The organism is Agrobacterium sp. NPDC090283, assembly GCF_044769685.1.
In the GTDB taxonomy this organism is placed as follows: Bacteria; Pseudomonadota; Alphaproteobacteria; order Rhizobiales; family Rhizobiaceae; genus Agrobacterium.
The window spans coordinates 35,630-61,915 of sequence record NZ_JBIVYG010000024.1; the positions used below are offsets into that span (position 1 = coordinate 35,630).

A 26,286-nucleotide genomic window follows, 5' to 3' on the forward strand; every position below is an offset into this window, starting at 1 on the left:
AAAACAGGCGCCTGCGGCATTGTCTGGCCATGGCACACCATCGCACCCTCACCCATCCCTTTCATTTTTCGCTTCGCTGGCTGACCCCGCTTCTGCCGGGAATCCTGCTCTGCGCGGCTGTCAGCTGCGCCGCCATCCTGGCGGAGCGTTTTCAGGTGCGGCTTGCAGGCCACGCATGGCTTGGTGATCTTGTGCTTGCCATTCTGATCGGCACGCTGCTTCGTTCGCTGGTCTCGCTTCCCGCCGTCGCTTCGGCCGGCATCAGGTTCAGCGCCAAGACCCTGCTCGAAATCGCGGTGGCGCTTCTCGGCGCATCGCTCAGCCTTTCGATTCTCAAGGGTGCGGGCGGTTTGCTGATCGGCGGAATCGCGCTGATCGTCGCGCTGTCGCTGGTCGTCAGCTATGCCGCCGGGCGGATGCTTGGCCTGCCGCCCAAGCTTGCGACGCTGATCGCCTGTGGCAATTCCATCTGCGGCAACTCCGCCATTGCCGCCGCAGCACCCACCATCGGCGCCAAGCCGGAAGATGTCGCCGCCTCGATTGCCTTCACCGCGGTTCTTGGCGTCGCCGCCGTGCTGCTGATGCCGTTTCTGCCGCAGTTCCTCGGTCTCGACGCCACGCAATATGGCATCTTCGCCGGCCTGACGGTCTATGCGGTACCGCAGGTTCTGGCCGCCACCGCCCCGCTCGGCGCGATCGCCGTGCAGACCGGCACAATCGTCAAGCTCATCCGCGTGCTGATGCTGGGGCCGGTCATCGCCGCCCTCTCCGTCATCCACGGCCGGTCCGACAGGGGACGACTTAAGCTGCAGCAGATGGTTCCGTGGTTCATCATCGGCTTCGTGCTGATGATCATGGCCCGGTCCTTCGGCCTCATTCCCGAGGCTCTGATCGGCCCCGTCGCCACGCTCTCCAACATCCTCACCATCATGTCGATGGCGGCGCTGGGCCTCTCGGTCGATATTCGCAGCCTGCGCCATGCCGGCGGCAAGGTCATCGTCGCCGCCAGCCTGTCGCTAGTGCTGCTTGGTGTTCTGAGTTTCGGCCTGATCCTGTTGACACAGACGGCCTGAACCTTGCGGCGGCTCGTTATTTTCCGGTGCTGACCGTCAGCGTGTAATGCGCGCCGAGGCCACGGCGCGGCGATCCCAGAATGAGCGTCGGGCGGATCAGCCATTCCGTATCCGCCTTCGGCGTCAGGGTTGCGACCTTGCCCTCGGAATCGCTGAAGAAGATCGCATCCTCATCCGGCGTCGAAAAATCGAAGACCGCCATCAGCACGAATTCGCTGGAGGCGGCAAGCTCGATCTTCACCGTCTGCCCGGCCTTCACCTTCAGGCGATAGACATCGCCGCGCCCGCGCCGCGTCCAGCCGTCAAGCTTCAGCGGCCCGGCCGGCGGCAGCGCCACCTGCTTCAGCCTTTCGCCGTCATCGAGCCAGATGCCATCGACATTGCGGCCTTCCGCGAAGGAAGGATGCGGCACGGCGGCCACGGCCATGGTGAGCGCCAGAAGAAGGGAGGTTACCTTCATGGACGTACAAACTCCCGCCGCATGGCCTCTATCGGCTGGCGGCAATGACAGCCTTCAATATGGTCGTTGACCATACCCATGGCCTGCATGAATGCATAGACGGTCGTCGGGCCGACGAAACTCCAGCCCCGCTTTTTCAAATCCTTCGAAAGACGGATGGAGGCGGCGCTGGTGGGGTTGGCCCTTAACGTCGCATAGTCCAGCCTTTGCGGCCTTTCTGCGGCGGCGGGTTCGAAACCCCAGAAATAACGGGCGAGCGAACCGAATTCATCGCGCAGCGCCATGGCGCGGCGGGCGTTGTTGATGGTCGAGACGATCTTGCCGCGATGGCGGATGATGCCCTTGTCGGCAAGGCAGCGCTCGATATCGGCATCGCCGAACTCCGCCACTTTTTCGAATTCGAAATTGGCGAAGGCGAGACGGAACGCCTCACGCTTGCGCAGAACCGTCAGCCAGGAAAGGCCGGACTGGAAACCTTCCAGACAGATCTTCTCGAAAAGGCGGCGATCATCGGTGACGGGATAACCCCATTCCTCGTCGTGATAACGGCTGTAATCCGCAAGCCCCTGCTGCCAGAAACACCGCACAAGGCCATCCGCGCCCGTTTCAAGTCCCGCTTCATTCATTCCGCAACCACCCTTTTCCGCTCCCGCCCGTGACCGGTTCGGACCGCGCGCTTACCACTCATTCACCACGTTTCAAAACCGGGTGCTAACCTTAAATCCAGCTTTCCCTAATCAAGCGCTTTTTAATGAACAGCCATTTACGATTCGCTGGCGTCGAGGTGCGAACGTGTCCGGCAAAGCGGGCGAACAGTCCCGCAAATCCATAGTTGCGATATCCCGCAGAGAGAGTCCACCCGATGACGATGAAGTCCGTTTTTCTGGCGCTGAGCCTCGTTTCCACCTTTGCCGCCCCGGCCGCGATGGCCAATGAGCGCTATCGCGAGCGCCCGCCCGTCGTCGTCAGCCCGGACCTTTCCGCCCCTTGGGTAACCCAGCTCGGTGGCCGCGGCAATGTTCGGCCCGTGGTCTATCCGCGCGCGCCTGCCGCACGCCAGCCGTTCTTCCAGCAGCGCCAGGCCGCCATGCCGCAGCGCCCCAGCTCCGGCGTCACGTCGCAGCGCCCGGCACGGGTGCAGAATGCCGCCGTCCGCCCGAATGCGCCGGTGCGCACCCAGATAGCGCCGCAATTCCTGCCGCAGATCGTCACCTACCCGACCTATGAAAAACCCGGCACCATCGTCATCGATACGCCGAACCGTTTCCTCTATCTCGTGCTGGCTGACGGCAAGGCCCGGCGTTATGGCGTCGGCGTCGGCAAGCCCGGTTTCGAATGGGCCGGAACCCACAAGGTGACCCGCAAGGCGGAATGGCCGAGCTGGACCCCGCCCAAGGAAATGATCACCCGCGAGGCGGCCAAGGGCCACTACCTGCCGGCCTTCATGGAAGGCGGCCCCGCCAACCCGATGGGCGCGCGCGCCATGTATCTCGGCTCGACGCTTTATCGCATCCACGGCACCAACCAGCCCTGGACGATCGGCAGCAACAATTCCTCCGGCTGCATCCGCATGCGCAACGAGGATGTCACCGATCTTTACGAGCGCGTAAACGTCGGAACCAGGGTCATTGTGATATGACGGCAACGGTTCAGCCTTTCCGGCCGCTTCAGGGCCGGTGTGGCGGCGTATCCGCTTGAATTGCCGCCTTGCGGCGGTACAATCCGGCTCAATTCAGCGGAATGAGACTTGGCGGGGGACGCCAGGCGCCGGACCTCTCTCAGGGGGATGATGGAACGGCCTTAAAACGGGTGGTCAATCGACCGCCCGTTTTTCGTTTCTGTCATTCAAATGTTATCAAAAAACGGTTTGGTGAATTACCGATATCAATCTGGATTCACTTCATGCCGCGCCACGTTTCCTTTGTCTGCGCCCTGCTCTTCAGCGGCGTTTCCTTTTCCGCCGCAATCGCGGGCGAATTTGAAATTTCCGGTTATGGCGGCTGGCAAAGCGCGCCGCACAGCGATGTGACGGTTTCCGATGGGCCGGATTTCCGCGCCGGATGGGAAGGCAAGTCCTTTTCCAACCCGCCCTACTGGGGCGTGCGCGGCACCTACTGGTTCGATGAGGGCCAGCTCAGGAATTTCGGTATCTCGCTCGATTTCACCCATGACAAGGTCTATGCCGACGACCAGACGCTCGCCCGCTCCGGCTGGTCGCATTTCGAATTCACCGACGGCCTGAACCTTTTGACGCTGAACGCGCTCTACCGTTTTCCGCTGGAATCGCTGCCGATCACCCCTTATGTGGGCGCCGGCGTCGGCATCAACGTGCCGCATGTGGAAGTGTACCGTCCCTCGGGCAGAACCTTCGAATACCAGTTCGGCGGCGCGACCCTGCAGGCGCAGGCCGGCATCAGCTACCGCATCACCGACAACTGGTCGACCTTCGTGGAATATAAGGGCACCTATTCCTTTATCGACGTGGATATCGACAATGGCGCCTCGTTGAAGACGGATGTCATCACCAATGCGGTGAATTTTGGCGTGGCGTATAAGTTCTAGTATTGGCGTGGCAAACGGGGCTTTCCGGCAGGCGCTGGGTGTCCCCTCAACCTCATTCCTGTGCTCGTCACAGGAATCCAGCCGACGCGCGTCTGAGCGGCGGAAAGACTCCTCTCAGCCCAAAGACTTGGGCTGGCTGGCTCCCTGTGACAGGCACAGGGATGAGGAGAAGCCCGAGAAAGGCGCACCGGCCCCAACCTTTGCGCCATGACGCCGGATCACTGCCTTGTCGGCGCACCACGTTCCTAAACCGAAAGCCTCGCCGGCTTCGGCCCGCCATAGGCCCAGTCCAGAAGCTCCACCGTATGCAGGATCGGCATATCCGTGCCGGTTCCGATCTGCGTGATGCAGCCGATATTGCCCGTGGCGATAACATCCGCCCGGGTGGCCTCGATATTCTTCACCTTGCGCGCCTTGAGCTTGGCGGAAATCTCCGGCTGCAGGATGTTGTAGGTGCCGGCCGAACCGCAGCAGAGGTGACCTTCGGCCGGATCGCGCACGGTAAAACCCGCCGCCTTCAGCAGCTGTTTTGGCGCAAGCGTGATCTTCTGGCCGTGCTGCATGGAACAGGCCGAGTGATAGGCAACCGTCAGGCCCTGGCTTTGCCGTTGCGGCAGATCGAGCGTGGCGAGATATTCGGTGACGTCCTTTGCAAGCGCCGAGACCCGCGCGGCCTTTTCCGCATAGGCCGGATCGAGCCGCAGCATGTGACCGTAATCCTTGATGGTGGTGCCGCAACCGGACGCGGTGATGATGATGGCGTCGAGACCGCCGCTCTCCATCTCGCGTGTCCAGACATCGACATTACGCCGGGCCGAGGCGAGCGCCTCATCCTCGCGGCCCATATGATGCACCAGAGAACCGCAGCACCCTTCCCCCTTCGGCACGACGACCTCGATGCCGAGCCGTGCAAGGAGCCGCAGCGTCGCCTCGTTGATACCGGGGTCGAGCACCGGCTGTGCGCAACCGGTGAGAATGGCGACACGTCCGCGCTTTTCGCCCTCGGCCGGTCTTTGTCCGGGATGGGTGGAAGCGGAGGCCGAAGGCACGGCCGCGGGGGCGAGAGCGAGCATGGATTGCAGCGGCTTCAGCGCCGGAACCCTGGCAAGCAGACCCGAGAAAGGCCGCGCCAGCCGGGCCAGATGCAGGGCCAGCCGGAAACGGGCGGGATGCGGCAGGACGGCAACCAGAAGATTGCGGATCAGCCGGTCCATAAAGGGGCGTTTATAGGTCTGTTCGATATGGGCGCGGGCATGATCGACCAGATGCATGTAATCCACGCCCGAGGGACAGGTGGTGGTGCAGGCAAGGCAGGAAAGACAGCGGTCGATATGGGTGACGACCTCGCGGTCGGCCGGGCGGCTGTTTTCCAGCATGTCCTTGATGAGGTAGATGCGGCCGCGCGGGCTGTCCAGTTCGTTGCCGAGCGTGACATAGGTGGGACAGGTGGCGGTGCAGAAACCACAATGCACACATTTGCGCAGGATTTTTTCGGATTCCGCCACATGCGGATCGGCCAGCTGTTCGGGCGTGAAGGATGTTTGCATGGTCAGACGGCCCTTTCCATCGTTGCGGCCATCTTGCCGGGATTGAGGATGCCCGCCGGATCGAGCTTTTCCTTGATGCGCGCCGACAGGACAGCCTCCGCCGCCGGGCGGGGTTCGAAGGCCGCCAGCGTCGTACGCATCGCATCGCTCGCCCTTACCAGCGTTGCGTGGCCGCCGCCGAGCGCCCGGATCGCGCCGCGCAGCAAATCCGCCTCGGGATCGGCCTCCATCTGCATCCAGACAAGGCCGCCCTGCCAGTCGTAAAAGGCATCGATGCCCGCTTCCATGCGCAGCGCCGCGACAAGCTGATGCCCCACCGAAGGCGCGACCGAGACTTTCCACAGCGGCTTGGCGTCTTGCCCGGCATAGGGCGCGACATCGCGCACCTGCCGCCATAAAAATCCGCTCTCTCCGCCCTCCAGCAGGGCCCATGGGCCGACCCGATCCATGACCGAGAGAAGTTTCGCCGTGCGGGCTTCCACCGAGGCGGCAAGCCCTTCCAGCCTGAGAATGGTCGCCGGGCCTTCGGGCAATCCGCCATCGATGAAGCGGGACCGCACGCTTTCCGGCAGATGCGCCGCACCGGAAACTTCGACGCTCATGGCCATCGCGGCCGCCATGATGCGCGTCGCCGCCTCGTCATCAAGACCGGATACGATCACGGTTTTTTCCGCTGGCGGGCTCGGCAGCACGCGGAAGGTGACTTCGGTGAGGAAGCCTAGCGTGCCGAAAGACCCGGCCAGGAATTTCGAAAGATCGAGGCCGGTGACATTCTTCATCACCCGGCCACCGGCCCTGATGATCTCTCCGCTGCCATTGACGAAACGGATGCCGAGCAGACTATCGCGCGCCGCACCCGCAACGTAACGGCGCGGGCCGGAAACATTGGCGGCAAAGACGCCGCCGATGGTCGGTTCGCCTTCGGTGCCCATGATCGGACGATGGTCCATCGGCTCGAAGGCCATCATCTGCCGGTTTTGCGCAAGGGCGGCCTGGACGGTGGCAAGTGGCGTGCCGGTCTTTACCGTCATGACCATTTCGGCGGGGTTGTAGGCGACGATGCCAGCCATTGCGCGGGAGGAAAGCGTTTCATCTGCCGCCACCGCATTGCCGAAACCGGAGCGGGTGTTGCCGCCGATGATTTTCAGCGGGGTTTTTCGGGTCGCGTGGTCGCGGATGATGTCGGCGACCTGGGTTTCTGCATAGGGGGTCAGCATGGGGTGGTGGGCTCCGGGCATGGGGTGGCGCGGTTGGCGCAAGAGAGACTGCGCTCAGAGCAAGAGATACCCCCCTCTGCCCTGCCGGGCATCTCCCCCACAGGTGGGGAGATCGACTCGCGGCAAGGTCTCGCCTTTCTTATCGGCCGAGATAGAGCGACGTAGGTGCGTCTTGCCGATCTCCCCACCTGTGGGGGAGATGCCCGGCAGGGCAGAGGGGGGTAAACCGCACCCTCCAAGGCAAATAAGTTAACGTACCTCAATTGCGCCCCTCCAGCGGAAACACCTTCGACGGGTTCATCAGCCAGCCCTCGTCAAAGGCCGCCCGAACCGCCATCTGCTGGGCAAGATCAGCCTCGCCATATTGGTGGCGCATCAAATCCCGTTTCTCGATACCGACACCATGCTCACCGGTGAGACAGCCGCCCGCATCGACGCAGAGCTTCAATATCTCATTGCCCGCCTCTTCGGCGCGGGCCGCATCGTCAGGGTCATTGGCGTTGAACAGGATGAGCGGATGCATGTTGCCATCACCGGCATGGAAGACATTGGCGACGCGCAGGCCGAGCCGGTCGGTAATCTCGCTCGTCTTTTCCAACACGTAGGAAAGCTGGGAGAGCGGCACGGTGCCATCCATGCAGATATAATCGGCGATACGGCCGGTTGCGCCGAAGGCGGATTTGCGGCCTTTCCAGATCGCCGCCGCCTCCATGGCAGACTGGCATTCCTTGACCGTCTTCACGCCATGTTTTCTGGCAATGGTGACGATATCGGCCAGCATGGCGTCCATCTCCGCCTCCGACCCTTCGACCTCGACAATAAGCAGCGCACCGACGTCAAGTGGATAACCCGCCTTGGCGAAGGCCTCGCAGATCTCGATGGCCGGCTTGTCCATGAATTCAATCGCAACCGGGATAATGCCCGCGCCGATGATATCGGCCACACAGGAACCCGCTTCTTCAGAGGTCTCGAAACCGAACAATACGGGCCGCGCACCCTCCGGCTTGGCGATCAGCCGCACGGTTGCTTCCGTCACGATACCGAGCTGGCCTTCCGAGCCGCAGACGAGAGCGAGAAGATCGTAACCGGCGGCGTCGAGGTGCTTGCCGCCCAATTCCAGCACCGTGCCATCCACCAGCACCATTTTCACGCCGAGCAGATTATTGGTGGTGACGCCGTATTTCAGGCAATGCGCGCCGCCGGAATTCATGCCGATATTGCCGCCGATGGTGCAGGCAAGCTGCGAGCTGGGATCGGGCGCATAAAAGAAACCCTCCGCGCCCGCCGCATCGGAAATGGAAAGGTTGGTGACACCCGCCTGTACCCGCGCCGTGCGATTGTAAAAATCGAGCTCAAGGATCGCGGTCATCTTCGAAAGGCCGATCACCACCGCATCCTCCTGCGGAATGGCCCCGCCGGACAGCGAGGTGCCGGCACCGCGCGGCACGACCGGTATGCCGTAGCGGTGGCAATATTTCATCACCGCGGCCACCTCTTCCGTCGTTTTCGGCAGCGTCACGGCCAGCGGCAGGCGGCGATAGGAGACGAAAGCGTCGGTTTCGAAAGGCACGAGCTCACGCGGCTCGTGCACAAGACAGTCTGCCGGCAGAATATCCTTGAGATCAGCTATGATGCGATCACGATCCGCGACGATCTTCGCGCGCGGCTCCAGAAACTTGATCGGCTGCGTCACCGCCCTTCCCCCATACATATTCCTCCAACTGGTATTCTTTCTTTACCACTTTGAAACGACGCAATCAAATGCTAAGGATTTTTTCCATTCCGGAAACAATCGGGGGCAACTGTGACAAATCTGGGTGATCTGGAAGTCTTCGCGAGCGTTGCGGCTTCCGGCAGCATGTCGCTCGCCGCCAGGGAGCTTGGCTATTCGCCCGCCGTGATTTCCAAGCGCATCAAGCGGCTGGAAGAAAAGCTCGGCGCACGGCTTTTCCAGCGCACGACGCGGCAAATCTCTTTGACCGAAGCGGGTCAGGGATTTTACGAACGGGTGCTGGCCGTACTGGAAGGGCTTGAAGAGGCAGAGGATTTCGTCTCCGGCCGGGCCAATACCGTCAACGGCACGCTGAAGGTTTCCGCACCCACTTCCTTCGGGCGCATGCATATTGCGCCGCATCTCAAGGGGTTCATGGAGCGGCATCCTGATCTCTCGGTCAATCTGGTGCTCAGTGACGAGTTCATCGACATCATCGAGGGCGGTTACGATCTGGCGATCCGCATCGCCGATCTTAATTCCTCCAGCCTCGTGGCCCGCAGGCTCGCGCCTGTGCGCCGCGTGCTCTGCGCTTCGGCTGACTATGTGGCCGCACACGGCATGCCTGCTACAATCGAGGATCTGAAGAAACACCGCTGCCTGCCGGCGCACAATAATGACCTCTGGCGGCTGGAGGGGCCGGGCGGCGCGCTCAGCATCCGGCCGGAAGGCATGCTCATCACCAATTCCAGCGAGGTGATCCGCGAGGCGGTGATATCAGGGCTTGGCATTGCGCTGCGTTCGACATGGGATATCGGCCATGAATTGCGCAGCGGAAAACTGGTGCAGGTGCTGCCCGGTTATGAGGGGTCGCGCAACGTGACGCTGTCGGCGGTTTATCCGAGCCGGCAGTTTTTGCCTGCGAAAGTGCGGTTGTTCATCGATTATCTGGCCGGGCTTTATGGGCCTTCGCCCTATTGGGAGCAGGGCTGAGGCGGTTAAGTCGCGCCATCACCACCAATCGTCCCTCATCCCTGTGCTCGTCAAAGGGATGAGGGAGGTGGGGTGTCGTTCAGTGCCCGCCTTCCGCATGGGAGCGGCGGATGCGGCGCACCACCCACCAGACGCCAAGCACGGCGAAGGGTACGGAAATGCCGGTAACCACAGCGGGATCGGCCGGCAGCACGTCATGGCTGATCGCCTTGGTGAGATAACCGATGAGGCCGACGACATAATAGGAGATGGCGGCGACCGAGAGCCCTTCCACCGTCTGCTGCAGGCGAAGCTGCATGGCCGCGCGCTTGTTCATGGTGTTGAGCAGTACCGTATTTTGTCGCTCCAGCTCCACGTCGATCCAGCTTCGGACGAGCGCGGTGGCGCGATAGAGCTTGCGCGACAGGTTCGCCTGCCGCTCCTCCACCGACTGACAGGTGCGCATGGCCGGCGCCATGCGCCGTTCCAGAAAACTGCCCATGGTCTCATGGCCATGCACCGGGGTTTCCGCGAGCGCTCGAATGCGTTCGCGCACGATGCCGTCATAGGCGCGGCTGGCGCCGAAACGATAAAGGCTGAGCGCGGCATTGGCCTCCAGCTCGGCGGCGAGCCGCGTCATTTCGGCCAGCAGCGCATCGGCCTCGTCGCGCGCCCCGTTTTTCATGCGCTGGGTGATGCCGGTCAGGCCGTCCTCGATGCGGCGAATTTCCGGCGACAGCGTCTGCGCCATCGGCAGGCCGAGCATGGCAAGCGTGCGGTAGGTTTCGATATCCAGCAGGCGCTGCACCAGGGCGCCACGGCTGTAATCGCTCAGGCCCCGGTCGATCACCAATATCTGCGTCAGCCCGTCGCGATCCTGACGGAAATCGGTGAGGATCGCCGCCTGTCCGTCACGCAGGTCGCTGTGACAGAGGCTGGTCGGCTCAAACATCGCTTCCGCCTGGGAGGTGACACCGTTTTCCGGGCGGATTTCCAGACGCACGCCCGAGATCAACGAACCGGGCGGCGAAAAGCCGTCGCCGAAAGGATCGCCGGCAATTTCGCCGCCGAATTTCTCCGGTGCGGGACCATCCCAGAACCAGGTGGAAAATTCCGTGTGCCGCTCCCAGCGCAGCGTCCCCTGCCCCCAGGGCATGGCGTGGTGGCGAGCATTACGCTCCGGCGGCGCGACCCCGCGGCCGCGCGACATTTCCGCAATGACCGAATGGTGCACGGCCGAGCCGCCATCCATCATGAAGGCAAGCTGGACGATGATACGCGACGGGGCAAGCAGCACGGTCGGCCGCGCATGCACCTCGCCCAGAGCCAGCGACCTTTCCGGCGCGCTTGCGAATGCAAATCTACCCTTGGCCATTGCGATACCGTCCCCGCTTTTGTCGCCGGATTTCTAAAACATCGATTGCAATGAAAACACCGCTATCGACGCCGATGTAATTGTTTTGATCCACCTGGCAGAAAAATCCACCATCATCACCCTGTCCGAGTGCTGCTTTAACAAAAGCCAGTTTCAAAAGGCAGATGCCGTGTTGCCGCAGGCATGACGCAGCCAGGCGGAGAACTGGACAGAATATTTGACCAGTGCGACGCTTCACTGGTACTTTGCCTGACATCAAATATGGGGCGGCATTTCGCCGGAGACTTCTGGGATGGACGAAACGCTCTTCGCGCGCATCGAGCATAGCCGCACATCGCAGGAGGTGATCTTACGTTTCGAGGAACTGATCCTCGACGGCATATTGCGGGATGGCGACCGGCTACCCGGCGAGCGCGAACTGGCGCAGCGCCTCGATGTTTCGCGGCCGATCCTTCGGGAAGCGCTGAAAGAACTGGAAAACCGTGGGCTTCTCACCAGCCGGCATGGCGGCGGCACCTATGTCGCCGATATTGTCGGACCGGTGTTTTCCGACCCCTTGAGCGCGCTGATTACCCGCCACAGCCGGGCGACGCGGGATTTTCTCGAATATCGCCGTTATATCGAAGGCATGACCGCCGAACTTGCCGCCGAGCGCGCAACGGAACCGGACAGGCGCAACCTTGCCGCCATCGTCGACAGAATGCGTGAAGCGCATGAGGCCGGCCGCTTCGATGAGGAGCTTGCGGGCGACGTGGAATTCCACAACGCCATTGGCGAGGCGGCGCATAATATCGTGCTGATGCATACGCTGCGATCCTGCTACCGGCTCCTGAGCGACGACATCTTCTATAACCGTCACCTCATCTTCACCATCGCGGGCGCCCATGACGAGGTGTTACGGCAGCACATCGCCATCCATGACGCCATCGCCGCCGGCGACCCGGCAGCGGCAAGGGCGGCGGCGGAAGCCCATATCGACTTCATCGTGGAGACGACATCGAGAGCGCATCAGGCGCGCGAATGGGACCGGATTTCCCGCCTTCGACAGCAACAGCGCGGCAGCTGAAAACGCCATCCGGCGAAATGCGCCATCCATTTTATTGCGGTTTTGATGGAACCTTTTGTGCTCTTTGGTCTTTTTATCGGGTTAATTGGAAAAATTTACCAAGATGGGACCCATGACAACCACGAGCGAAACTGAACGCTATCCGCGGATAGCTCTCATATCGACGCATGGCTATGTCGCCGCGCACCCGCCACTGGGCGCTGCCGATACCGGGGGACAGGTGGTTTATGTGCTTGAGCTTGCACGCAAACTCGGCCAGCTCGGTTATACCGTCGATCTTTATACCCGCCGCTTCGAAGACCAGCCGGAATTCGACGAGGTTGACGAGCGTGTCCGCGTGGTGCGCATTCCCTGCGGCGGGCGCGATTTCATTCCCAAGGAATATCTGCACCGGCACCTGATGGAATGGTGCGAAAACGCGCTGCGTTTCATCAAGAAAAACGACCTGAATTATTCTTTCATCAACAGCCATTACTGGGATGCGGGCGTGGCCGGACAGCGGCTTTCCGAAGCGCTGAAAATCCCGCATCTGCACACGCCGCATTCGCTCGGCATCTGGAAGAAACGCCAGATGGAGACCGACTATCCGGAAAAGGCCGATACGTTCGAGCTGGAATTCAACTTCAGGGAACGCATCCAGCACGAGCTGATCATCTATCGCAGCTGCGACATGGTAATCGCCACAACACCGGTGCAGCTCGACGTGCTGATCGAGGATTACGGACTGAAGCGCAAACATATCCACATGATCCCGCCCGGATATGACGACAATCGCTTCTTCCCCGTTTCGGATGCGACGCGGCAGATGATCCGGCAGCGTTTCGGCTTCGAGGGCAAGACGGTGCTGGCGCTCGGGCGGCTTGCCACCAACAAGGGCTACGATCTGCTGATCGACGGCTTTTCGGTTCTTGCCGAGCGCGAGCCGGAAGCCCGCCTGCATCTGGCCGTTGGCGGCGAGAATATGGACGAGCAGGAGACGACCATTCTCAACCAGCTGAAGGAGCGGGTGAAATCGCTCAGCCTGGAAGACAAGGTGGCTTTCTCCGGTTATGTCGCGGACGAGGACCTGCCGGACATATATCGCGCTGCCGATCTCTTCGTGTTGTCCAGCCGCTACGAGCCCTTCGGCATGACGGCTATTGAAGCCATGGCGAGTGGCACGCCAACCGTCGTCACCATCCATGGCGGGCTGTTCCGCGCCGTCAGCTATGGGCGACATGCGCTATTTGCCGATCCTTTCGACAAGGAAGATCTCGGCATCACCATGATGAAGCCGTTCAAGCATGAGCGGCTTTACGGACGGCTTTCCCGCATGGGAGCCCATAAGGCGCGCAGCCTGTTCACATGGACGGGCATTGCCCAGCAGCTTCTCGCGCTCGTGGAAGGCAGGACGATGATGCCGGTTCTGGAAGAAGCCGACTGGGCCGAACCATGGAACGACGGCGATTGAAACCGCTTCGTCTTCTTTCCACCGATCTCGACGGGACCGTCGTTGGCGATAACGACGCCACGCGGCGGTTCCGCGACTTCTGGCATTCGCTGCCGGAGGATGTTCGCCCGGTTCTGGTCTTCAACAGCGGCCGGTTGATCGACGATCAGCTTGCTCTTCTGGGCGAGGTGCCGCTGCCGCAGCCGGACTACATCATCGGCGGCGTCGGCACCATGCTGCATGCGAAAAAACGCCGCGAGCTGGAAAACGCCTATACACAGTCCCTCGGCACCGGTTTCGACCCGCGGAAGATTGCCGATGTCATGACCGGCATTGCGGGCGTGACGATGCAGGAGGAGCGTTACCAGCACGGCCTGAAATCGAGCTGGTTCCTGCATGACGCCGATGCCGCCGCGCTCGGCGAGATTGAAAGCGCGCTTGTGGCGGCCGATATAGACGCCCGCATCGTTTATTCCAGCGATCGCGACCTCGACATATTGCCCAAGGCCGCCGACAAGGGCGCGGCACTTGCATGGTTATGTGGACAATTGCGCATCGGCCTCGACGAATCAGTGGTGTCAGGCGATACTGGCAATGATCGGGCGATGTTTGAGTTGAAGACTATTCGCGGTGTGATCGTGGGCAATGCCCTGCCTGAGCTTGTCTCGCTGGCACATGAGGACAATCGCTTTTTTCACTCGGCAGCGAAAGAAGCTGACGGTGTGATCGAGGGCCTCCGGCACTGGGGGCTGAACCCCGATTAAAGCAGTACCAGCCATAATTCATAGCGGGTTTGCATTCCGAATGGCTTGAAGGCAGGCAGAGCACGCGTTACCGCATCGACTGTCCGGCCCGGGACCCCCCGGTCGAAACTTTGTCCGCAAATCGACCACATCCCTCTGCCCAAAAGCTTCATCAGCATGAAGACAGTAGTGGGTTATGGATGAAGGGGGATTGGCGGAATTTGCAGTGTCTCTATATTAGCAATTATCACTACCCGACGAAGAGGATTTATTCGGATTGAAGATTTTGAATCGATTGGCGACAGATGTTGGCTTGATGTTGCGCAGACCGCCGCGACAGCAATATGCAGCGCTGTGCTATCGATTGTCCAAGAGCAATCCGGAGCCGGAAGTGCTGCTGCTGACCAGCCGCGACACCGGACGATGGGTCATTCCCAAGGGCTGGCCGATGGCCAACAAGAAAGCCCATGCGGTGGCTGAACAGGAAGCCTATGAAGAAGCCGGGGTCAAAGGCACGGTGGAAAAGGCGCCTTTCGGTTATTACGAATATGATAAGAAGCTGAACAGCGGCATCAACGTGCCCTGCAAGGTTCAGGTGCATCTGCTCGAAGTTTCGGAAATGCGCGACAGCTTTCCGGAAAAGGACTCGCGACGGCTGGAATGGGTCAGCCCCAGGGAAGCCGGAAAACGCGTCAACGAGCCGGAACTGAAGGCTCTTATGCTCGCTTTCGACAAGCGGATGGCGCATTCGCAATAGCGCCATCGCCCGAAGAGTGGCAATGTGGAGTTTGGTCTCCGACATGGCTCTTATCGTCTTTTCTTCTGCGAAGATATACGCGATGTAACAGTCTTTCTGTAAATTGCCTTCAACCTGCGACACTGCCGGACGAAAGGGAATGCTGGCAAACGAGGTGTGAATGGCAACGAAGCCGCCATCGAACATGAAGCCGACGCTCGACAAGGATCTCGACAAGATTACCCGTGTCGAAGAAGCGACGCTGCACGTCACGCAGCAGCTCGCCGGCCTTGGCGCGGGGTTCATGTTCGTTGTGTTCGCGGCCGTCTTCGCCGGCGCTTTCGCCATCGGCACCGCCGGCGCCGTCATCATCATCGCGGCCGTCGCCATCGGCGCCTATATGGCCATCAATATCGGCGCAAACGACGTGACGAACAATGTCGGCCCCGCGGTCGGCGCCAAGGCGATGCCGCTTGCCGTCGCGCTCATCGTCGCCGCTGTCTGCGAGATCGCGGGCGCGCTGATCACCGGCGGCAATGTCGTCGAGACCATTTCGAGCGGCATCATCAACGTTGAGACCATTCCCGACAGGACTGCATTTTCCTGGGCAATGCTCTCGGCGCTTCTTGCCGCCGGCCTTCTCGTCAATATCTCGACCTGGACCAGAGCGCCGATTTCCACCACCCACACGGTGGTTGGCGGGGTTGCCGGCGCGGGAATGGCCGCCTATGGGGCGAAAGCGGTGGAGTGGCTGTCGCTCGGCAGCATCGCATTTGCCTGGGTGCTGGCGCCCTTCATCAGTGCCGCCTTCGCCATCGCCATCCTTGCTTTCATCAAGGAATTCATCATCTATCGCGATGACAAGATCGATGCGGCGCGACGGTGGGTTCCGGTTCTCATCGGCCTGATGGCGGGCGTTTTCATGGCCTATCTTATCTGGGTCGGATTGCGCCAGCTCATGCATGTGTCGCTCGGCCATGCCAGCGTGATCGGGCTGGTGACCGGCCTTGTTGCCTGGCGCCTCTGCGTGCCGATCATCCGCAAACAGTCGGAAGGGTTGGAAAACCGCAACCAGTCGCTTCGGATCCTGTTCCAGTGGCCGCTCGTTCTCGCCGCCGGCCTGATGTCCTTTGCCCATGGGGCGAATGACGTGTCGAACGCCATCGGCCCTGTCGTCGCCATCGTGCGGGCCCTGCACGATGAAGCGGTGCAGACATCCGCGCGTGCGCCACTGTGGGTGATGCTGGTCGGTGCCTTCGGGCTGTCCTGCGGTATTCTTCTCTACGGCCCACGCCTCATCCGCCTTGTGGGTGAACAGATCACCAAGCTCAATCCGATGCGTGCCTTTTGCGTTTCCGTGGCAACGGCGCTGACCGTTCTCGTCGCTTCACGCTTCGGTCTGCCGGTCAGTACCACCCATACGGCGATCGGCGCGGTGTTCGGCGTCGGCTTCTTCCGCGAATGGTACACACAGGCGTCACGACGGCGGCAGGAACTCGTCCAGTCAGGCACGGGCGAATCCCGCCGCACCCCTCGATATCTGGACAATCCTTCCGAGGTGCGCCGCCGTTATCTTGTCCGGCGCTCGCATTTCATGACGATCATCGCCGCCTGGGTGGTCACGGTTCCCGCAAGCGCAACACTTGCGGCGCTGCTCTACTGGCTCCTGTCCTTCCTTTTCCTCTGACGCTGAAACCGAAATCCCATGCGCGCAAATTTCCGGATGCAACGCCTGTTCATCGAAGCCCCCCTCTCCGAGGGCGTGGCGCAGGAGGCGACGGCCGAACAGTTCAACTATCTGGCCAATGTGCTGCGCATGTCCGACGGCGCGGAAATCCTGCTGTTCAACGGCCGCGACGGCGAATGGAAGGCGAAACTCGCCTTCCCGAGCCGCAAGAAGATCGTCCTCGTTCCGCTCGAACAGACGCGGCCACAGCCGGAGGCGGCGAACCTGCATTATCTTTTCGCCCCGCTGAAAATCGGGCGCATGGATTATCTGGTGCAGAAGGCAGTGGAAATGGGTGCCGGCCTGCTGCAACCGGTGATGACGCAGCATGTTCAGGGCAAGATTCACAACACCGAAAAATTGCGCGCCAATGCCATCGAGGCCGCCGAGCAATGCGGCATTCTGTCCCTGCCCGAGGTGGCAGAACCGGTGAAACTAAGAGACATGCTGGAGACCTGGCCGGATGATCGTCGCATCATCTATTGCGACGAGGGCGATGAAGGCCAAAATCCGCTGCCGATCCTGCGCGCCGTCAAGGAACGCAAAATCGCCCTGCTGGTCGGCCCGGAAGGCGGTTTTTCCGAGGAGGAACGGGCGTTGCTGCGCAGCCTTGCCTTCGTCACCCCCATTCCGCTCGGGCCGCGTATATTGCGGGCCGATACAGCCGCCGTCGCCGCGCTCGCCGTCATCCAGGCGGCAATTGGCGACTGGAATTGAGGGGCACCGTTGCGCTTCATGCATCTTTAAAAGAAATTCATTTGCCACCGGATACGATCCGGCCCTATCTGCCAATCATATGCCTCGCCGCAACAGAGACGTCATAACAAGGTAAGCCATGGCACGCGACACGACCGACCAGACACCCCTCTCCTCCGTCACGGAGCTTACAGACTATCTGGCGGGCGGTTGCAAAGCTGAAGCCGATTTCCGCATCGGCACCGAGCACGAGAAATTTGCATTCTTCCGTGAGGACAACAGCCCGGTTCCCTATTTCGGCGAGGCCAGCATTTCCGCCCTTCTGAAGGGCATGCAGGCAAAGCTCGGCTGGGAGCCGATCATGGATGGTGAGAACATCATCGGGCTTGGCGAACAGCACGGCATGGGGGCCATCTCCATCGAACCGGGCGGCCAGTTCGAACTATCGGGCGCGCCGCTCGAAAACCTGCACCAGACCTGCAAGGAATCCAACCAGCATCTGGCGACCCTGAGGGAAGTGGCAGAGCCGATGGGCATCCGTTTCCTCGGCATCGGCGGCAGCCCGCTGTGGAGTTCCGACGAGACGCCGCGCATGCCGAAATCGCGCTACGCGATCATGACGCGCTATATGCCGAAGGTCGGGACCAAGGGTCTCGACATGATGTACCGCACCTGCACCATCCAAGTTAACCTCGACTTCTCCTCCGAAGCGGATATGCGCCAGAAGATGCGCGTTTCCATGAAGCTGCAATCGCTGGCGACGGCGCTCTTCGCCTCTTCGCCCTTTACCGAAGGCAAGCCGAACGGTCTCCTCTCCTGGCGCGGCGATATCTGGCGCGATACCGACAATCGCCGCTCCGGTGTGCTACCCTTCACCTTCAACGACGATTTCGGCTTCAAGGACTATGTCGAATGGGCTCTCGACGTGCCGATGTATTTCATCGTGCGCGACGGCAAATATCACGATTGCACGCATGTCACCTTCCGCCAGTTCATGAACGGCGCGCTGAAGGGCGAAATCGCCGCATGGGAACCGACCATGGGTGACTGGACAAACCATCTCTCCACCCTCTTCCCCGATGTGCGCCTGAAGCGTTTCCTCGAAATGCGCGGCGCCGATGGTGGGCCCTGGAGGCGCATCTGCGCCCTGCCCGCCTTCTGGGTCGGCCTTCTCTATAATCAGGAAGCGCTTGATGCGGCCGACGCGCTGACCGCCGGCTGGAGCTTCGATGAGGTGATCGCGCTTCGCAACGCCGTGCCGGCCAAGGGGCTGGTGGCCGAGATTGCCGGCAAGCCGCTTCTCGGCATCGCCCGCGAGGTCCTCGACATTTCCCGCACCGGCCTGAAAAACCGCAAGCGGCTGAATGGCGAAGGCCAGGACGAGACCGTGTTTCTGTCATCGCTGGACGAGGTTCTGGCCAAGAAGACCACGCTCGCCGAAGACCTGCTCGCGCTTTATAACGGCCGCTGGGGCGGTTCCGTGCTGCCGGTTTTCGAGGAATATCAGTATTGAGGCATTGCCGGTAAACTGCGCCGCTGAGGTAAAGCCGGGCCACAAAAAAGCCCGGCGCGGCCGAGGGGCCTGACACCGGGCAAAGGCAGGGCTATTGGCAAATCACCCTGCGGGGAAAACTTTTCCGTTGGAAAGCAATCCCGGCGGCTGGAGGTCTGCCGGAATTGCCGCAACACTAAAGGGTCTTGAACCGGGTCGCCGAACGCTTGCGCGCGGCCCGGGTCAGATGGGCGGTCGGATCCTCGAGCAGGCCGGTATCGAGTGCATCCCTCACATCCGATCGCACGAGGCCGATATCGGCGAGAAGGCGGTCATCAAGTTCGGTCAGACCATTCGCCACGATACGATTGTAGATGCGCTGCACGAAGGTTTTGACGAGGAATGCGACGCGACGGAACGTATCGTTCGGCCGTGCTGTTGCGAGTTCCAGTTCCATTCTCCGTTCTGCCGTGCGCATGATACTTATCCTTTCGTAACGGCACGATGCGGCACCGCCCCCTGCGCACCACGCGCGAGAAGCTGCCTTGGGTTGGGAGCCTGACATTTCGTCGGCCCGGGGGTTGAGATTGATTTGCTTGAAGTCAAAATGTCGCAAGACTATTGATCAGTCCAACGAATGTTTCTAATGTAAGACATCAATCATTCTGATGGATGACCATCCATGTCCGCACCTCTCGACATAGACCAGCTGCATACCTTCATCGCCATCGTCGATACGGGCAGCTTCACCAAGGCCGCAGACCGCGTTTTCAAGACGCAATCCGCCGTATCCATGCAGATGCGGCGGCTGGAAGAACGCATCGGCAAACAGCTTTTCGCCAAGGACGGGCGCGGCAACCGCCTGACGGCGGAGGGCGAAAAACTGATGAATTACGCCCGGCGCATCATCCGCCTCAATAACGAGGCGATCGCCGCCTTCGACGACAACCGGCTGGAGGGCATGCTGCGCATCGGCACCCCCGACGACTATGCCGACCGCTATATGCCCGAGATTATCGGGCGTTTCGCCAAGACCCATCCGAATGTCGAGCTTTATATCGTCTGCGAACCTTCGGTCAGCCTTGCTGAAAAGATGGCGCGGGGCGAGCTGGATATCGCGCTCGTCACCCATAATCCCCGTGCCCGCTCCTCGGATGTGGTGCGCACCGAACCGCTCTGCTGGGTCGCCTCCGCCAATCATCCGCTGAAGGACGATGCGCCCGTGCCGCTCGCCGTCGGGCGGCGCGATTGCCACTGGCGCCAGCTCGCCTGTTCGGCGCTCGATGCCGATGGGCGGGATTATCAGGTTCTGTTCACCAGCTGGTCTTCCACCGTCGTTGCCGCCGCCGTGCTGGCGGGCATGGCCGTCTCGGTGCTGCCGGAATCGGCGCTGCGCACCGGCATGAAGGTTCTGACCGCCGCGGACGGCTTCCCGCCCCTACCGCCGGTGCAGATCGGGCTGATGAAGCGCCCCGGCCTCTCCCCCTCGCTGGTAAACGCCATCACCGACCACATCACCGCCTGCCTCGACAATATCTCGCCGATGAGCGTTGCCGACGAGATGGACAGCGACGTGAAGACCTACCCCAAGATGCCGCGCCTGCGCGCCGGGCACATGCTGCCGGGGTGGTAGGCGGATAATACAACGTCATCGGACGGATGATGATGAGGCCAAAAAGCCTCTCGTCCGGCATGCCTTTGCCTGTCCCGAGCATCTGCAACGCATCGATTCCAAAATGTGTGATTGGGTCCTCGGGACAGGCCCGAGGATGACGTTGCTTATGTGGGAGGCGTCGCCACAAGCCGGAACCGGGTAAACCCGCTGCTGTCGCCCGTCCGCGAGCCCGCGCCTAGCGCGCCCGCAGCGTAGCAACCGCTAGCAGCGTATCGGCGCTGATGCCCACCGAACCGCTGCCGTTGAAGAGCGTCATGATCGGATCGGTGGTGTTCTGCTGATTGTCGTACATGATGGTGAAACGGGCGACCAGCTTCTTGACTTTTTCCGGGTCCTGAAAATCCTGGATGTCGAAATATTTCTTCATCATCGTCACCTGCGTATCGACCTCGGCATTGGCGAGTTCGTCCGGAATCCCGAAAGTGGTGTTGATGAAGCTCTGGAGCGCAGTGTCGGCGAGGATCGAATAATAGGACGTCGTTCCGGCCGCCATGCGCTGGAAATAAAGCGCCAGACGCACACCGGCATTTTCTTCGCCCGCCTGCGTTTCCAGCGTCTGGGTGAGGTAATTGTCCAACGTCTCGTAAAGGCCGCGCCGCGTCTGGATCAGGCTGCGGTCCTCGTGAAGAATCGTGCCGTCAGTATTGAAATTGAAGGCGGTGACAAGGCGGCGGAAAACCGGGTCCATCTCCTTGTTGACGTAGCTGTCCTTGTCATCGAGCTTCGACGTGAAGACCTTTTCGAGCTGTTCCTTCGTCACGCTTTCGGGGTCGATGCCAAGCGATTCCATCGCGAATTTCGTCAGGCGATCATCGCTCAGGAATTCCTTGAGCGTCTTGATCTTCTGCATCTCGGCCGTGAAATATTCCGATTCCTTTTTGGCCGCATCCTTGTCGCTCTCCGTACCGAAAGCCGATTTCTTCTTGATGTAGTCGGCCGACATGGTCTGCATCTCGATTTCCGACTGCGCCAGAACCGGTGTTCCCACGCTGCCATCGGAGGTGAAGTTGAACAGCTCCGCCAGTTTGACATAACGCTCGTCTTTCAGCGTGTAGACGAAGCTCTTCTTATCCTGCAGATCGCTGGTCAGGACCTTGCGGATATCGGCAGCGTTGACCTTGGTCGGATCGAGGCCTACGGCCTTCAGCGCATAGGTATAGACCGCGCTGCTGTCGATGAAATCCTTGACGGATGTGACACTCGCTATATCGTTCTTGAACAGCTTGAGCGCCTTCTCGTCGGCGGCATCGTCCTTGTCGTTATAATAGGTCATATAACCGCTGGTGGTGGTCGCGGTCTGCGCCGTCGTCTGGGGTGTCGTGCCGTCTGCCAGCGTTCCGTCGGTCTGGAAATTGAAGGCATTTCTCAAGGCGAGATAACGCTTGTCGTTCTTGCCGACGGTCGCGATGTAGTTGCTCGGATCGCTCAGATCGCTGGTCAGGATATTCTGGATCGTTGCCGTGACGACTGTGAGGTCATTCAGGTCGAATGCGGTCCTGATATAATTGAGAAGCCGGGTATCCGAGGTCAGTTCGGTTACGGTCTTGATCGAACCGATCTTCGATTCGAAATAATCCCGGTTCAGCGTGGCGACGGTCGGCGTCACGCGCGGTGCGCTGCCGATATAGGAATCCGTCAAAGCCTTGAGATTATCCGCCGTCTGCGCCTGGCCGGCGGTCACCGTGCCGTCATTCTTGAACTCGAAGGCGGTCGCGAGCTGCGCCATCTTGTTATATTGCGTGACGGTGCTGGTGAGCGTCGTCTGCTCGGCCTTGATGGCGGCGAGCTTCGCTTCCCACTCATCCTGCGGCGGCAAGACGGCCTCGAGCTGGGTCAGCTGGTCCTGGCGTGTAACCTTTTCCGCCTCCAGCGCCGTGCGCTCCTCGTTCGTCAGACCCGTGCCCGCAAGTTCGGTGTCGATTGCCGTAATCCGGGTGGTGACCTGCGCGTGCAGTTCGATATTGCCCTTCATCGTCAGTTTTTCGACCGCCGCACTATAGGCCGAACCGTATTTCTGGTTGATGTAGCTGTCGGGATCGTTGATGTCGCTCGTCATCAATCCCTTGATATGGGCATAGGAATAGGTCTTCTCATCGATGCCGAAGACCTGAAAGATATAGGCGCGGGTGCGGTCGTTGCGCAGCAGCTGGTCGACATTGGTCACCGTGCCGACAATTGCCTTGTAATAACGGGTCTCCTCGGCAAGGCTGTTATCGAGATCGGTTATCGACGTATCGTAAAGCCCGATCATCTTGTCGAGCTGGGCATCCGTCTGGACGGTTTTCGTTGATGAGCTGAAATTGAAGGCGGCGGCGAACTCACGATACCGCTCATCGGTCAGCTTGTTGGCAAAGCTGTTCTCGTCGTTCAGATCGCTGTCGAGCACCTTTTTCATGAAGGCCTTGGCATAGGTCATCTCACCCAGACCGAAGGCATCCATGGCATAGGAATAGAGCTGGTAGTTATCGAGGAACTCATCGACGCTTTTCACATTGCCGATGTTTTCCTTGTAATATGTCGTCTGCCGCTCGATGAGCCCCTGCTGCGACACGCGCGATAGGCTTGCCTTCATGTCGCGGTTGATGAGGTCGTAGCTAAGATAAGTCGATACCATCCGAATGCCCCCTGGAGCGCCGCGATCCCCTTCGGGACACCAAAAGCTCCGGTTTTGAATCCACCCCTCGCACACCCATCCGGGCGCACGGCAAGCCTTGGCATGACTATGCATGACGCGCCTTGCCCGTAGCTTGAAAGAGCACAATTTCGGCCGGGATAAAAACCGCATTGTCCCGATCTCTTTTACCTAAGCGAAACCATGCCACAGTGGGTTTTGCTAACCATTTGGGAATGCAAAGTTTTCTTAACCGCGATTTTTAAGCAGTCTCGAACATGCGGCGGATATTCTCCTGACATCAGAGGACGAAAAGTCCCGATGAGAAGACCGGAAACCGGCTCTCAGGTAAAACAAGGGTAGAATAAACATGACCAAGACCGTTCTGAAGCCCGACTGGGCCGTCGCCACACTCAGGTTAGACCCGGCACGTTTTCCGCAACAGGTCACCTATGGAAAAGGCAATGGCGCGACCGATGTCGCCGTCACTCTCGATGAACGGGGCGCCGTTCTGAGAAAGGTTCTTTCCTCTTCCGGCCTGCCTCTGTCCTTCGCTTTGCCAGCCCGCGCCTTCAAGGGCGTTGCCGCCCGCGCCATCGACCATGGCGACGGACAGGTGACGGTGACGCTGGAGCTGCACCATGACGATCCGGATCTCTGCGTTCCGCTTCTGGTCGCCCACGATCTCTGCGATATCGCCGCCGACTGGCGCAGCTGGTCGGAAGCCTACCGTATTCCCATGCTGATGGTGGAAGCCGATGGCGTCGCCCGTCCGCTGGAAGAACATCTCGGCAAGGTGCGCACCCAGAATACCCGCCCGCGCCGCCGTCATTCCTATTTCGCGGAGCGCCGCCCGCGCTTCCTCGTTCGCCGCTCCACCGGTTCGCTGGGCATGAGCATGAAGATCGAGGGCAAAGAAATCATCGCCCGCAGCTGATAATCTTCAGCCAGACAAATCAAAAAGCCCGGCGCGGATGACGCGGCCGGGCTTTTTCCATTCCCTGTTTTTATGGCTTACGCCAGCAAGAGCGGCAGGATGAGGCCTGCGAAAATCAGCACGCCGACGCGGTTGTTGGATTTGAACAGCACAAGGCACTGATCGACGTCATCGATATCGAGCACCCAGACCTGCCGGAACAGCATAAGGGCCGCAGCGGCAAGGCCGCTATAGGCAATGACGTTAACACCCGCGATCCACATCGACAGGAAAATCATGGCAAGGGCTGTGCCATAAAGGAAAACCAGCCAGCGATGTGTGTTCTCGCCGAACAACAGCGCGGTCGAACCGATGCCCACCGCGGTGTCGTCTTCCTTGTCCTGATGGGCGTAGATTGTATCATAACCGATCGTCCAGGCGATGGAGCCGACATAAAGCAGGACAGCCGGCCAGGCGATCGATCCGAACTGCCCGGCCCAGCCCATCAGCGCACCCCAGGAAAAGGCAAGGCCGAGGAAAAATTGCGGCCAGTTGGTGAAGCGCTTGGCGAAGGGATAGATCGCCACGAAGATCAGCGAGAATATGCCGGTGGCGATTGCGAAACCGTTGAACTGCAGGAGCACGACAAGCCCCGCAAGCGCCTGCAAGACGATGAAGAGCTTGGCCTGCGACCGGCTCACCCGGCCGGAAGGCAGGGGCCGCGAACGGGTGCGCGCCACGGCCATGTCGATCTTGTGGTCGGCCAGATCATTATAGGTGCAGCCCGCGCCGCGCATCGCCACCGATCCGATGAAGAACAGCACCAGATGCCAGATCAGCGTCGCCCAGGAAAAGCCGCCGCTCGCCGCGGCAACATTTGCCGCAAGGGCTGCGGACCAGAAACATGGCCACATCAGCAATTGCCAGCCGATGGGGCGATCCCACCGGGCCAACTGCGCATAGGGCCAGAGGGGCCTCGGCAAAATCCGATAGACCCAGTTATTGGATGGCGCGTCGGAGACGCGATCTGATAAATCGCTGTGGTGAACCATGCGGATGTTCTACAGCATCGGCGGGAAAATCGGAATGGCTTTCAAATTGTGCGGATGCGCGGCATTTGACGATTTGTCCTCGGACGACCGGGAAAGCGCCTTACCTCTCCACTGTCATCCTCGGGCTTGACCCGAGGATCCACAACCCGTTGAAATCAATGGATCCTCGGGTCAAGCCCGAGGATGACACCGAATATTCGGATAGAAAAAACCCGCAGCATTCTGCTGCGGGTTTTCAATCTCCAAACAGCGAGTTCATCTACCTCAGGGCAGCGAGAAATTGAACTTGTAGCTCGCCTGAACGCCGATGATGAACTGGTTCTTCGAGCCGCGCTCGCGCACCAGCGAACTGTCGGCGGCGTCACCGGTCAGGCGGCGATATTCCGCAAACGAGCCGACTTCGGCGTTTTCGGTGACTTTCCAGGTGATGGCGGCGCCGATGCCGGCGGAATGCAGGCCGCCGCCCGGGCTATAGGGCGATGGCGCGCCGGCGGCCGTCTGGGCGGCACTTACACCGTAATAACGCTCATTATATTTGCTGCTCACCCATGTGGCGCGCGGGCCGGCGGAAATCTGGATGCCGGGGGCGATATCGGTGAAGGCATCGACGGCGACATCGCCGACCACGCCGCTATGGCTGCGGATGCCCTGACGGACTTCACCGCGAACGCGCAGCCAGTCGGTCGGATAGGCCTCGGCGAAACCGCCGAGCTCACCGCCGCGCTTGATGCGGGTCATGCCCTTCAGATCGGAAGAGTCGCCCTCGTCGCGCGGGGATACCAGCTTGCCGGCAAGACCCATGCTGATCGGGCCATTATCCAGAAGCGAAATCGAGGCGCTGTCATTGCGCGAGGTGAAACGCGCGCCCTGCCCCTGACGGCCGAGCGAAATTATGGGCGAAAAGCCGAATTCATTCTTGTTGTCGCCCTGATATTTCGGTGCGGTGAAACCCGCTCCGCCGAGCTTCAGATACCAGTCGCCGGAAAACCAGCCTTCCGCATGGGCGTTACCCACGGCAAAAAGCGACAGGACACAGGCGGCGGCTGCCGCTGATGGCTTGAACATGAAAGAACCCCAGAAACGCAATACAGACAGGTGTCCATAGAATTAGAGGGATTGTCTTTCCATTCCATTAACCAGCGCGAGATGAAATTCGCCTCCTGCAGAGGGTGGCGACAAGGCCTCAAAACCTCACCTCCGTCACGCTCGGGCTTGTCCCGAGCATCT

Annotated in this window: 23 protein-coding genes; 13 read left to right on the forward strand and 10 right to left on the reverse strand. The window is 60.5% G+C overall.

The window, feature by feature from the left end; genetic code table 11:
• Positions 1 to 29 precede the first annotated feature (29 nt).
• The gene (locus ACIQUH_RS25105) at positions 30 to 1,073 is read left to right on the forward strand and encodes a YeiH family protein (protein WP_400820274.1); all 1,044 of its coding nucleotides are present in this window, start codon (positions 30 to 32) and stop codon (positions 1,071 to 1,073) included.
• 16 nt (positions 1,074 to 1,089) lie between these two features.
• On the opposite strand, the gene ACIQUH_RS25110 is transcribed toward ACIQUH_RS25105, so the two are convergent.
• A complete protein-coding gene (locus tag ACIQUH_RS25110) occupies positions 1,090 to 1,533 on the reverse strand; it encodes a hypothetical protein (protein WP_400820276.1) in 444 nt (147 codons plus the stop codon).
• On the reverse strand, positions 1,530 to 2,159 hold the full coding sequence (locus tag ACIQUH_RS25115) for a DNA-3-methyladenine glycosylase I (RefSeq protein WP_400820279.1): 630 nt from the start codon (positions 2,157 to 2,159) through the stop codon (positions 1,530 to 1,532). The genes ACIQUH_RS25110 and ACIQUH_RS25115 overlap by 4 nt, the downstream gene beginning before the upstream one ends.
• Positions 2,160 to 2,395: 236 nt before the next feature.
• Between ACIQUH_RS25115 and ACIQUH_RS25120 the strand changes: the two genes are divergently transcribed.
• Together ACIQUH_RS25120 and ACIQUH_RS25125 are read left to right on the forward strand one after the other, a co-directional pair.
• Entirely contained in the window at positions 2,396 to 3,172 is a 777-nt protein-coding gene (locus ACIQUH_RS25120) for a L,D-transpeptidase (RefSeq protein ID WP_400820281.1), read from the forward strand.
• A gap of 263 nt (positions 3,173 to 3,435) precedes the next feature.
• On the forward strand, positions 3,436 to 4,095 hold the full coding sequence (locus tag ACIQUH_RS25125) for an outer membrane protein (RefSeq protein ID WP_400820283.1): 660 nt from the start codon (positions 3,436 to 3,438) through the stop codon (positions 4,093 to 4,095).
• 245 nt (positions 4,096 to 4,340) lie between these two features.
• On the opposite strand, the gene glcF is transcribed toward ACIQUH_RS25125, so the two are convergent.
• The 3 genes from glcF to ACIQUH_RS25140 all read right to left on the reverse strand — a co-directional run bounded on the left by glcF (position 4,341) and on the right by ACIQUH_RS25140 (position 8,570).
• Positions 4,341 to 5,642, reverse strand: a complete 1,302-nt coding sequence (gene glcF / locus ACIQUH_RS25130; RefSeq protein ID WP_400820285.1) for a glycolate oxidase subunit GlcF — start codon at positions 5,640 to 5,642, stop codon at positions 4,341 to 4,343.
• Between the two features lie 2 nt (positions 5,643 to 5,644).
• Positions 5,645 to 6,859, reverse strand: a complete 1,215-nt coding sequence (gene glcE, locus ACIQUH_RS25135) for a glycolate oxidase subunit GlcE (RefSeq protein WP_400820288.1) — start codon at positions 6,857 to 6,859, stop codon at positions 5,645 to 5,647.
• Between the two features lie 259 nt (positions 6,860 to 7,118).
• Entirely contained in the window at positions 7,119 to 8,570 is a 1,452-nt protein-coding gene (locus ACIQUH_RS25140) for an FAD-linked oxidase C-terminal domain-containing protein (protein ID WP_400820290.1), read from the reverse strand.
• Positions 8,571 to 8,663: 93 nt separating this feature from the next.
• On the opposite strand from ACIQUH_RS25140, the gene ACIQUH_RS25145 reads away from it, so the two are divergent.
• On the forward strand, positions 8,664 to 9,563 hold the full coding sequence (locus tag ACIQUH_RS25145) for a LysR family transcriptional regulator (RefSeq protein ID WP_400820292.1): 900 nt from the start codon (positions 8,664 to 8,666) through the stop codon (positions 9,561 to 9,563).
• Between the two features lie 79 nt (positions 9,564 to 9,642).
• Here ACIQUH_RS25145 and ACIQUH_RS25150 read toward each other — a convergent pair whose 3' ends face one another.
• Positions 9,643 to 10,917, reverse strand: coding sequence for a DUF3422 family protein (locus ACIQUH_RS25150; RefSeq protein WP_400820293.1), 1,275 nt, complete (start codon positions 10,915 to 10,917; stop codon positions 9,643 to 9,645).
• A gap of 292 nt (positions 10,918 to 11,209) precedes the next feature.
• Between ACIQUH_RS25150 and ACIQUH_RS25155 the strand changes: the two genes are divergently transcribed.
• From ACIQUH_RS25155 to ACIQUH_RS25185, 7 genes are all read left to right on the forward strand, one after another.
• Positions 11,210 to 11,983, forward strand: a complete 774-nt coding sequence (locus ACIQUH_RS25155; protein WP_400820295.1) for a FadR/GntR family transcriptional regulator — start codon at positions 11,210 to 11,212, stop codon at positions 11,981 to 11,983.
• Between the two features lie 103 nt (positions 11,984 to 12,086).
• On the forward strand, positions 12,087 to 13,433 hold the full coding sequence (locus ACIQUH_RS25160; protein ID WP_400820297.1) for a glycosyltransferase family 4 protein: 1,347 nt from the start codon (positions 12,087 to 12,089) through the stop codon (positions 13,431 to 13,433).
• Positions 13,430 to 14,176 carry an HAD family hydrolase gene (locus tag ACIQUH_RS25165; protein ID WP_400820299.1) on the forward strand — a complete coding sequence of 249 codons (747 nt, stop codon included), beginning with the start codon at positions 13,430 to 13,432 and terminating at the stop codon, positions 14,174 to 14,176. The genes ACIQUH_RS25160 and ACIQUH_RS25165 overlap by 4 nt, the downstream gene beginning before the upstream one ends.
• A 295-nt stretch (positions 14,177 to 14,471) precedes the next feature.
• Positions 14,472 to 14,912, forward strand: coding sequence for an NUDIX hydrolase (locus tag ACIQUH_RS25170; RefSeq protein ID WP_400820301.1), 441 nt, complete (start codon positions 14,472 to 14,474; stop codon positions 14,910 to 14,912).
• 160 nt (positions 14,913 to 15,072) lie between these two features.
• A complete protein-coding gene (locus ACIQUH_RS25175; RefSeq protein ID WP_400820304.1) occupies positions 15,073 to 16,578 on the forward strand; it encodes an inorganic phosphate transporter in 1,506 nt (501 codons plus the stop codon).
• 18 nt (positions 16,579 to 16,596) lie between these two features.
• Complete coding sequence (locus ACIQUH_RS25180) at positions 16,597 to 17,334, forward strand: 16S rRNA (uracil(1498)-N(3))-methyltransferase (RefSeq protein WP_400820307.1); 738 nt, start codon at positions 16,597 to 16,599, stop codon at positions 17,332 to 17,334.
• A gap of 118 nt (positions 17,335 to 17,452) precedes the next feature.
• Complete coding sequence (locus ACIQUH_RS25185; RefSeq protein WP_400820309.1) at positions 17,453 to 18,826, forward strand: glutamate--cysteine ligase; 1,374 nt, start codon at positions 17,453 to 17,455, stop codon at positions 18,824 to 18,826.
• A 175-nt stretch (positions 18,827 to 19,001) separates the two neighbouring features.
• Here the strand turns inward: ACIQUH_RS25185 and ACIQUH_RS25190 are convergent, their stop codons facing one another.
• Positions 19,002 to 19,283, reverse strand: a complete 282-nt coding sequence (locus ACIQUH_RS25190; protein ID WP_400820311.1) for a DUF1127 domain-containing protein — start codon at positions 19,281 to 19,283, stop codon at positions 19,002 to 19,004.
• 204 nt (positions 19,284 to 19,487) lie between these two features.
• On the opposite strand from ACIQUH_RS25190, the gene ACIQUH_RS25195 reads away from it, so the two are divergent.
• Positions 19,488 to 20,438: a LysR substrate-binding domain-containing protein gene (locus ACIQUH_RS25195; protein ID WP_004432791.1), complete on the forward strand. Its 951-nt coding sequence runs from the start codon at positions 19,488 to 19,490 to the stop codon at positions 20,436 to 20,438.
• Positions 20,439 to 20,655: 217 nt separating this feature from the next.
• Here ACIQUH_RS25195 and ACIQUH_RS25200 read toward each other — a convergent pair whose 3' ends face one another.
• Positions 20,656 to 23,094 (reverse strand): DUF1217 domain-containing protein, encoded by a 2,439-nt coding sequence (locus ACIQUH_RS25200; protein WP_400820313.1) that lies wholly within the window; start codon positions 23,092 to 23,094, stop codon positions 20,656 to 20,658.
• Between the two features lie 367 nt (positions 23,095 to 23,461).
• On the opposite strand from ACIQUH_RS25200, the gene ACIQUH_RS25205 reads away from it, so the two are divergent.
• On the forward strand, positions 23,462 to 24,028 hold the full coding sequence (locus ACIQUH_RS25205; RefSeq protein ID WP_003503226.1) for a DUF6101 family protein: 567 nt from the start codon (positions 23,462 to 23,464) through the stop codon (positions 24,026 to 24,028).
• Positions 24,029 to 24,105: 77 nt separating this feature from the next.
• Here ACIQUH_RS25205 and ubiA read toward each other — a convergent pair whose 3' ends face one another.
• On the reverse strand, positions 24,106 to 25,059 hold the full coding sequence (ubiA, locus tag ACIQUH_RS25210) for a 4-hydroxybenzoate octaprenyltransferase (protein WP_400820316.1): 954 nt from the start codon (positions 25,057 to 25,059) through the stop codon (positions 24,106 to 24,108).
• A gap of 264 nt (positions 25,060 to 25,323) precedes the next feature.
• Complete coding sequence (locus ACIQUH_RS25215; protein WP_031234593.1) at positions 25,324 to 26,124, reverse strand: MipA/OmpV family protein; 801 nt, start codon at positions 26,122 to 26,124, stop codon at positions 25,324 to 25,326.
• Positions 26,125 to 26,286 lie beyond the last annotated feature (162 nt).

Excerpts from the sequence above, each read along its gene's own strand:
- ACIQUH_RS25150 (WP_400820293.1), bottom strand. The coding sequence starts at position 10,917 with ATGGCCAAGGGTAGATTTGCATTCGCAAGCGCGCCGGAAAGGTCGCTG.
- ACIQUH_RS25155 (WP_400820295.1), top strand. The coding sequence starts at position 11,210 with ATGGACGAAACGCTCTTCGCGCGCATCGAGCATAGCCGCACATCGCAG.
- ACIQUH_RS25160 (WP_400820297.1), top strand. The coding sequence starts at position 12,087 with ATGGGACCCATGACAACCACGAGCGAAACTGAACGCTATCCGCGGATA.
- ACIQUH_RS25190 (WP_400820311.1), bottom strand. The coding sequence starts at position 19,283 with ATGCGCACGGCAGAACGGAGAATGGAACTGGAACTCGCAACAGCACGG.
- ACIQUH_RS25200 (WP_400820313.1), bottom strand. The coding sequence starts at position 23,094 with ATGGTATCGACTTATCTTAGCTACGACCTCATCAACCGCGACATGAAG.
- ACIQUH_RS25195 (WP_004432791.1), top strand. The coding sequence starts at position 19,488 with ATGTCCGCACCTCTCGACATAGACCAGCTGCATACCTTCATCGCCATC.
- ACIQUH_RS25180 (WP_400820307.1), top strand. The coding sequence starts at position 16,597 with ATGCGCGCAAATTTCCGGATGCAACGCCTGTTCATCGAAGCCCCCCTC.
- ACIQUH_RS25105 (WP_400820274.1), top strand. The coding sequence starts at position 30 with ATGGCACACCATCGCACCCTCACCCATCCCTTTCATTTTTCGCTTCGC.
- ACIQUH_RS25170 (WP_400820301.1), top strand. The coding sequence starts at position 14,472 with ATGTTGCGCAGACCGCCGCGACAGCAATATGCAGCGCTGTGCTATCGA.
- ACIQUH_RS25120 (WP_400820281.1), top strand. The coding sequence starts at position 2,396 with ATGACGATGAAGTCCGTTTTTCTGGCGCTGAGCCTCGTTTCCACCTTT.
- ACIQUH_RS25175 (WP_400820304.1), top strand. The coding sequence starts at position 15,073 with ATGGCAACGAAGCCGCCATCGAACATGAAGCCGACGCTCGACAAGGAT.
- ACIQUH_RS25140 (WP_400820290.1), bottom strand. The coding sequence starts at position 8,570 with ATGTATGGGGGAAGGGCGGTGACGCAGCCGATCAAGTTTCTGGAGCCG.
- ubiA (WP_400820316.1), bottom strand. The coding sequence starts at position 25,059 with ATGGTTCACCACAGCGATTTATCAGATCGCGTCTCCGACGCGCCATCC.
- ACIQUH_RS25205 (WP_003503226.1), top strand. The coding sequence starts at position 23,462 with ATGACCAAGACCGTTCTGAAGCCCGACTGGGCCGTCGCCACACTCAGG.
- ACIQUH_RS25110 (WP_400820276.1), bottom strand. The coding sequence starts at position 1,533 with ATGAAGGTAACCTCCCTTCTTCTGGCGCTCACCATGGCCGTGGCCGCC.
- ACIQUH_RS25115 (WP_400820279.1), bottom strand. The coding sequence starts at position 2,159 with ATGAATGAAGCGGGACTTGAAACGGGCGCGGATGGCCTTGTGCGGTGT.
- ACIQUH_RS25125 (WP_400820283.1), top strand. The coding sequence starts at position 3,436 with ATGCCGCGCCACGTTTCCTTTGTCTGCGCCCTGCTCTTCAGCGGCGTT.
- glcE (WP_400820288.1), bottom strand. The coding sequence starts at position 6,859 with ATGCTGACCCCCTATGCAGAAACCCAGGTCGCCGACATCATCCGCGAC.
- glcF (WP_400820285.1), bottom strand. The coding sequence starts at position 5,642 with ATGCAAACATCCTTCACGCCCGAACAGCTGGCCGATCCGCATGTGGCG.
- ACIQUH_RS25185 (WP_400820309.1), top strand. The coding sequence starts at position 17,453 with ATGGCACGCGACACGACCGACCAGACACCCCTCTCCTCCGTCACGGAG.
- ACIQUH_RS25215 (WP_031234593.1), bottom strand. The coding sequence starts at position 26,124 with ATGTTCAAGCCATCAGCGGCAGCCGCCGCCTGTGTCCTGTCGCTTTTT.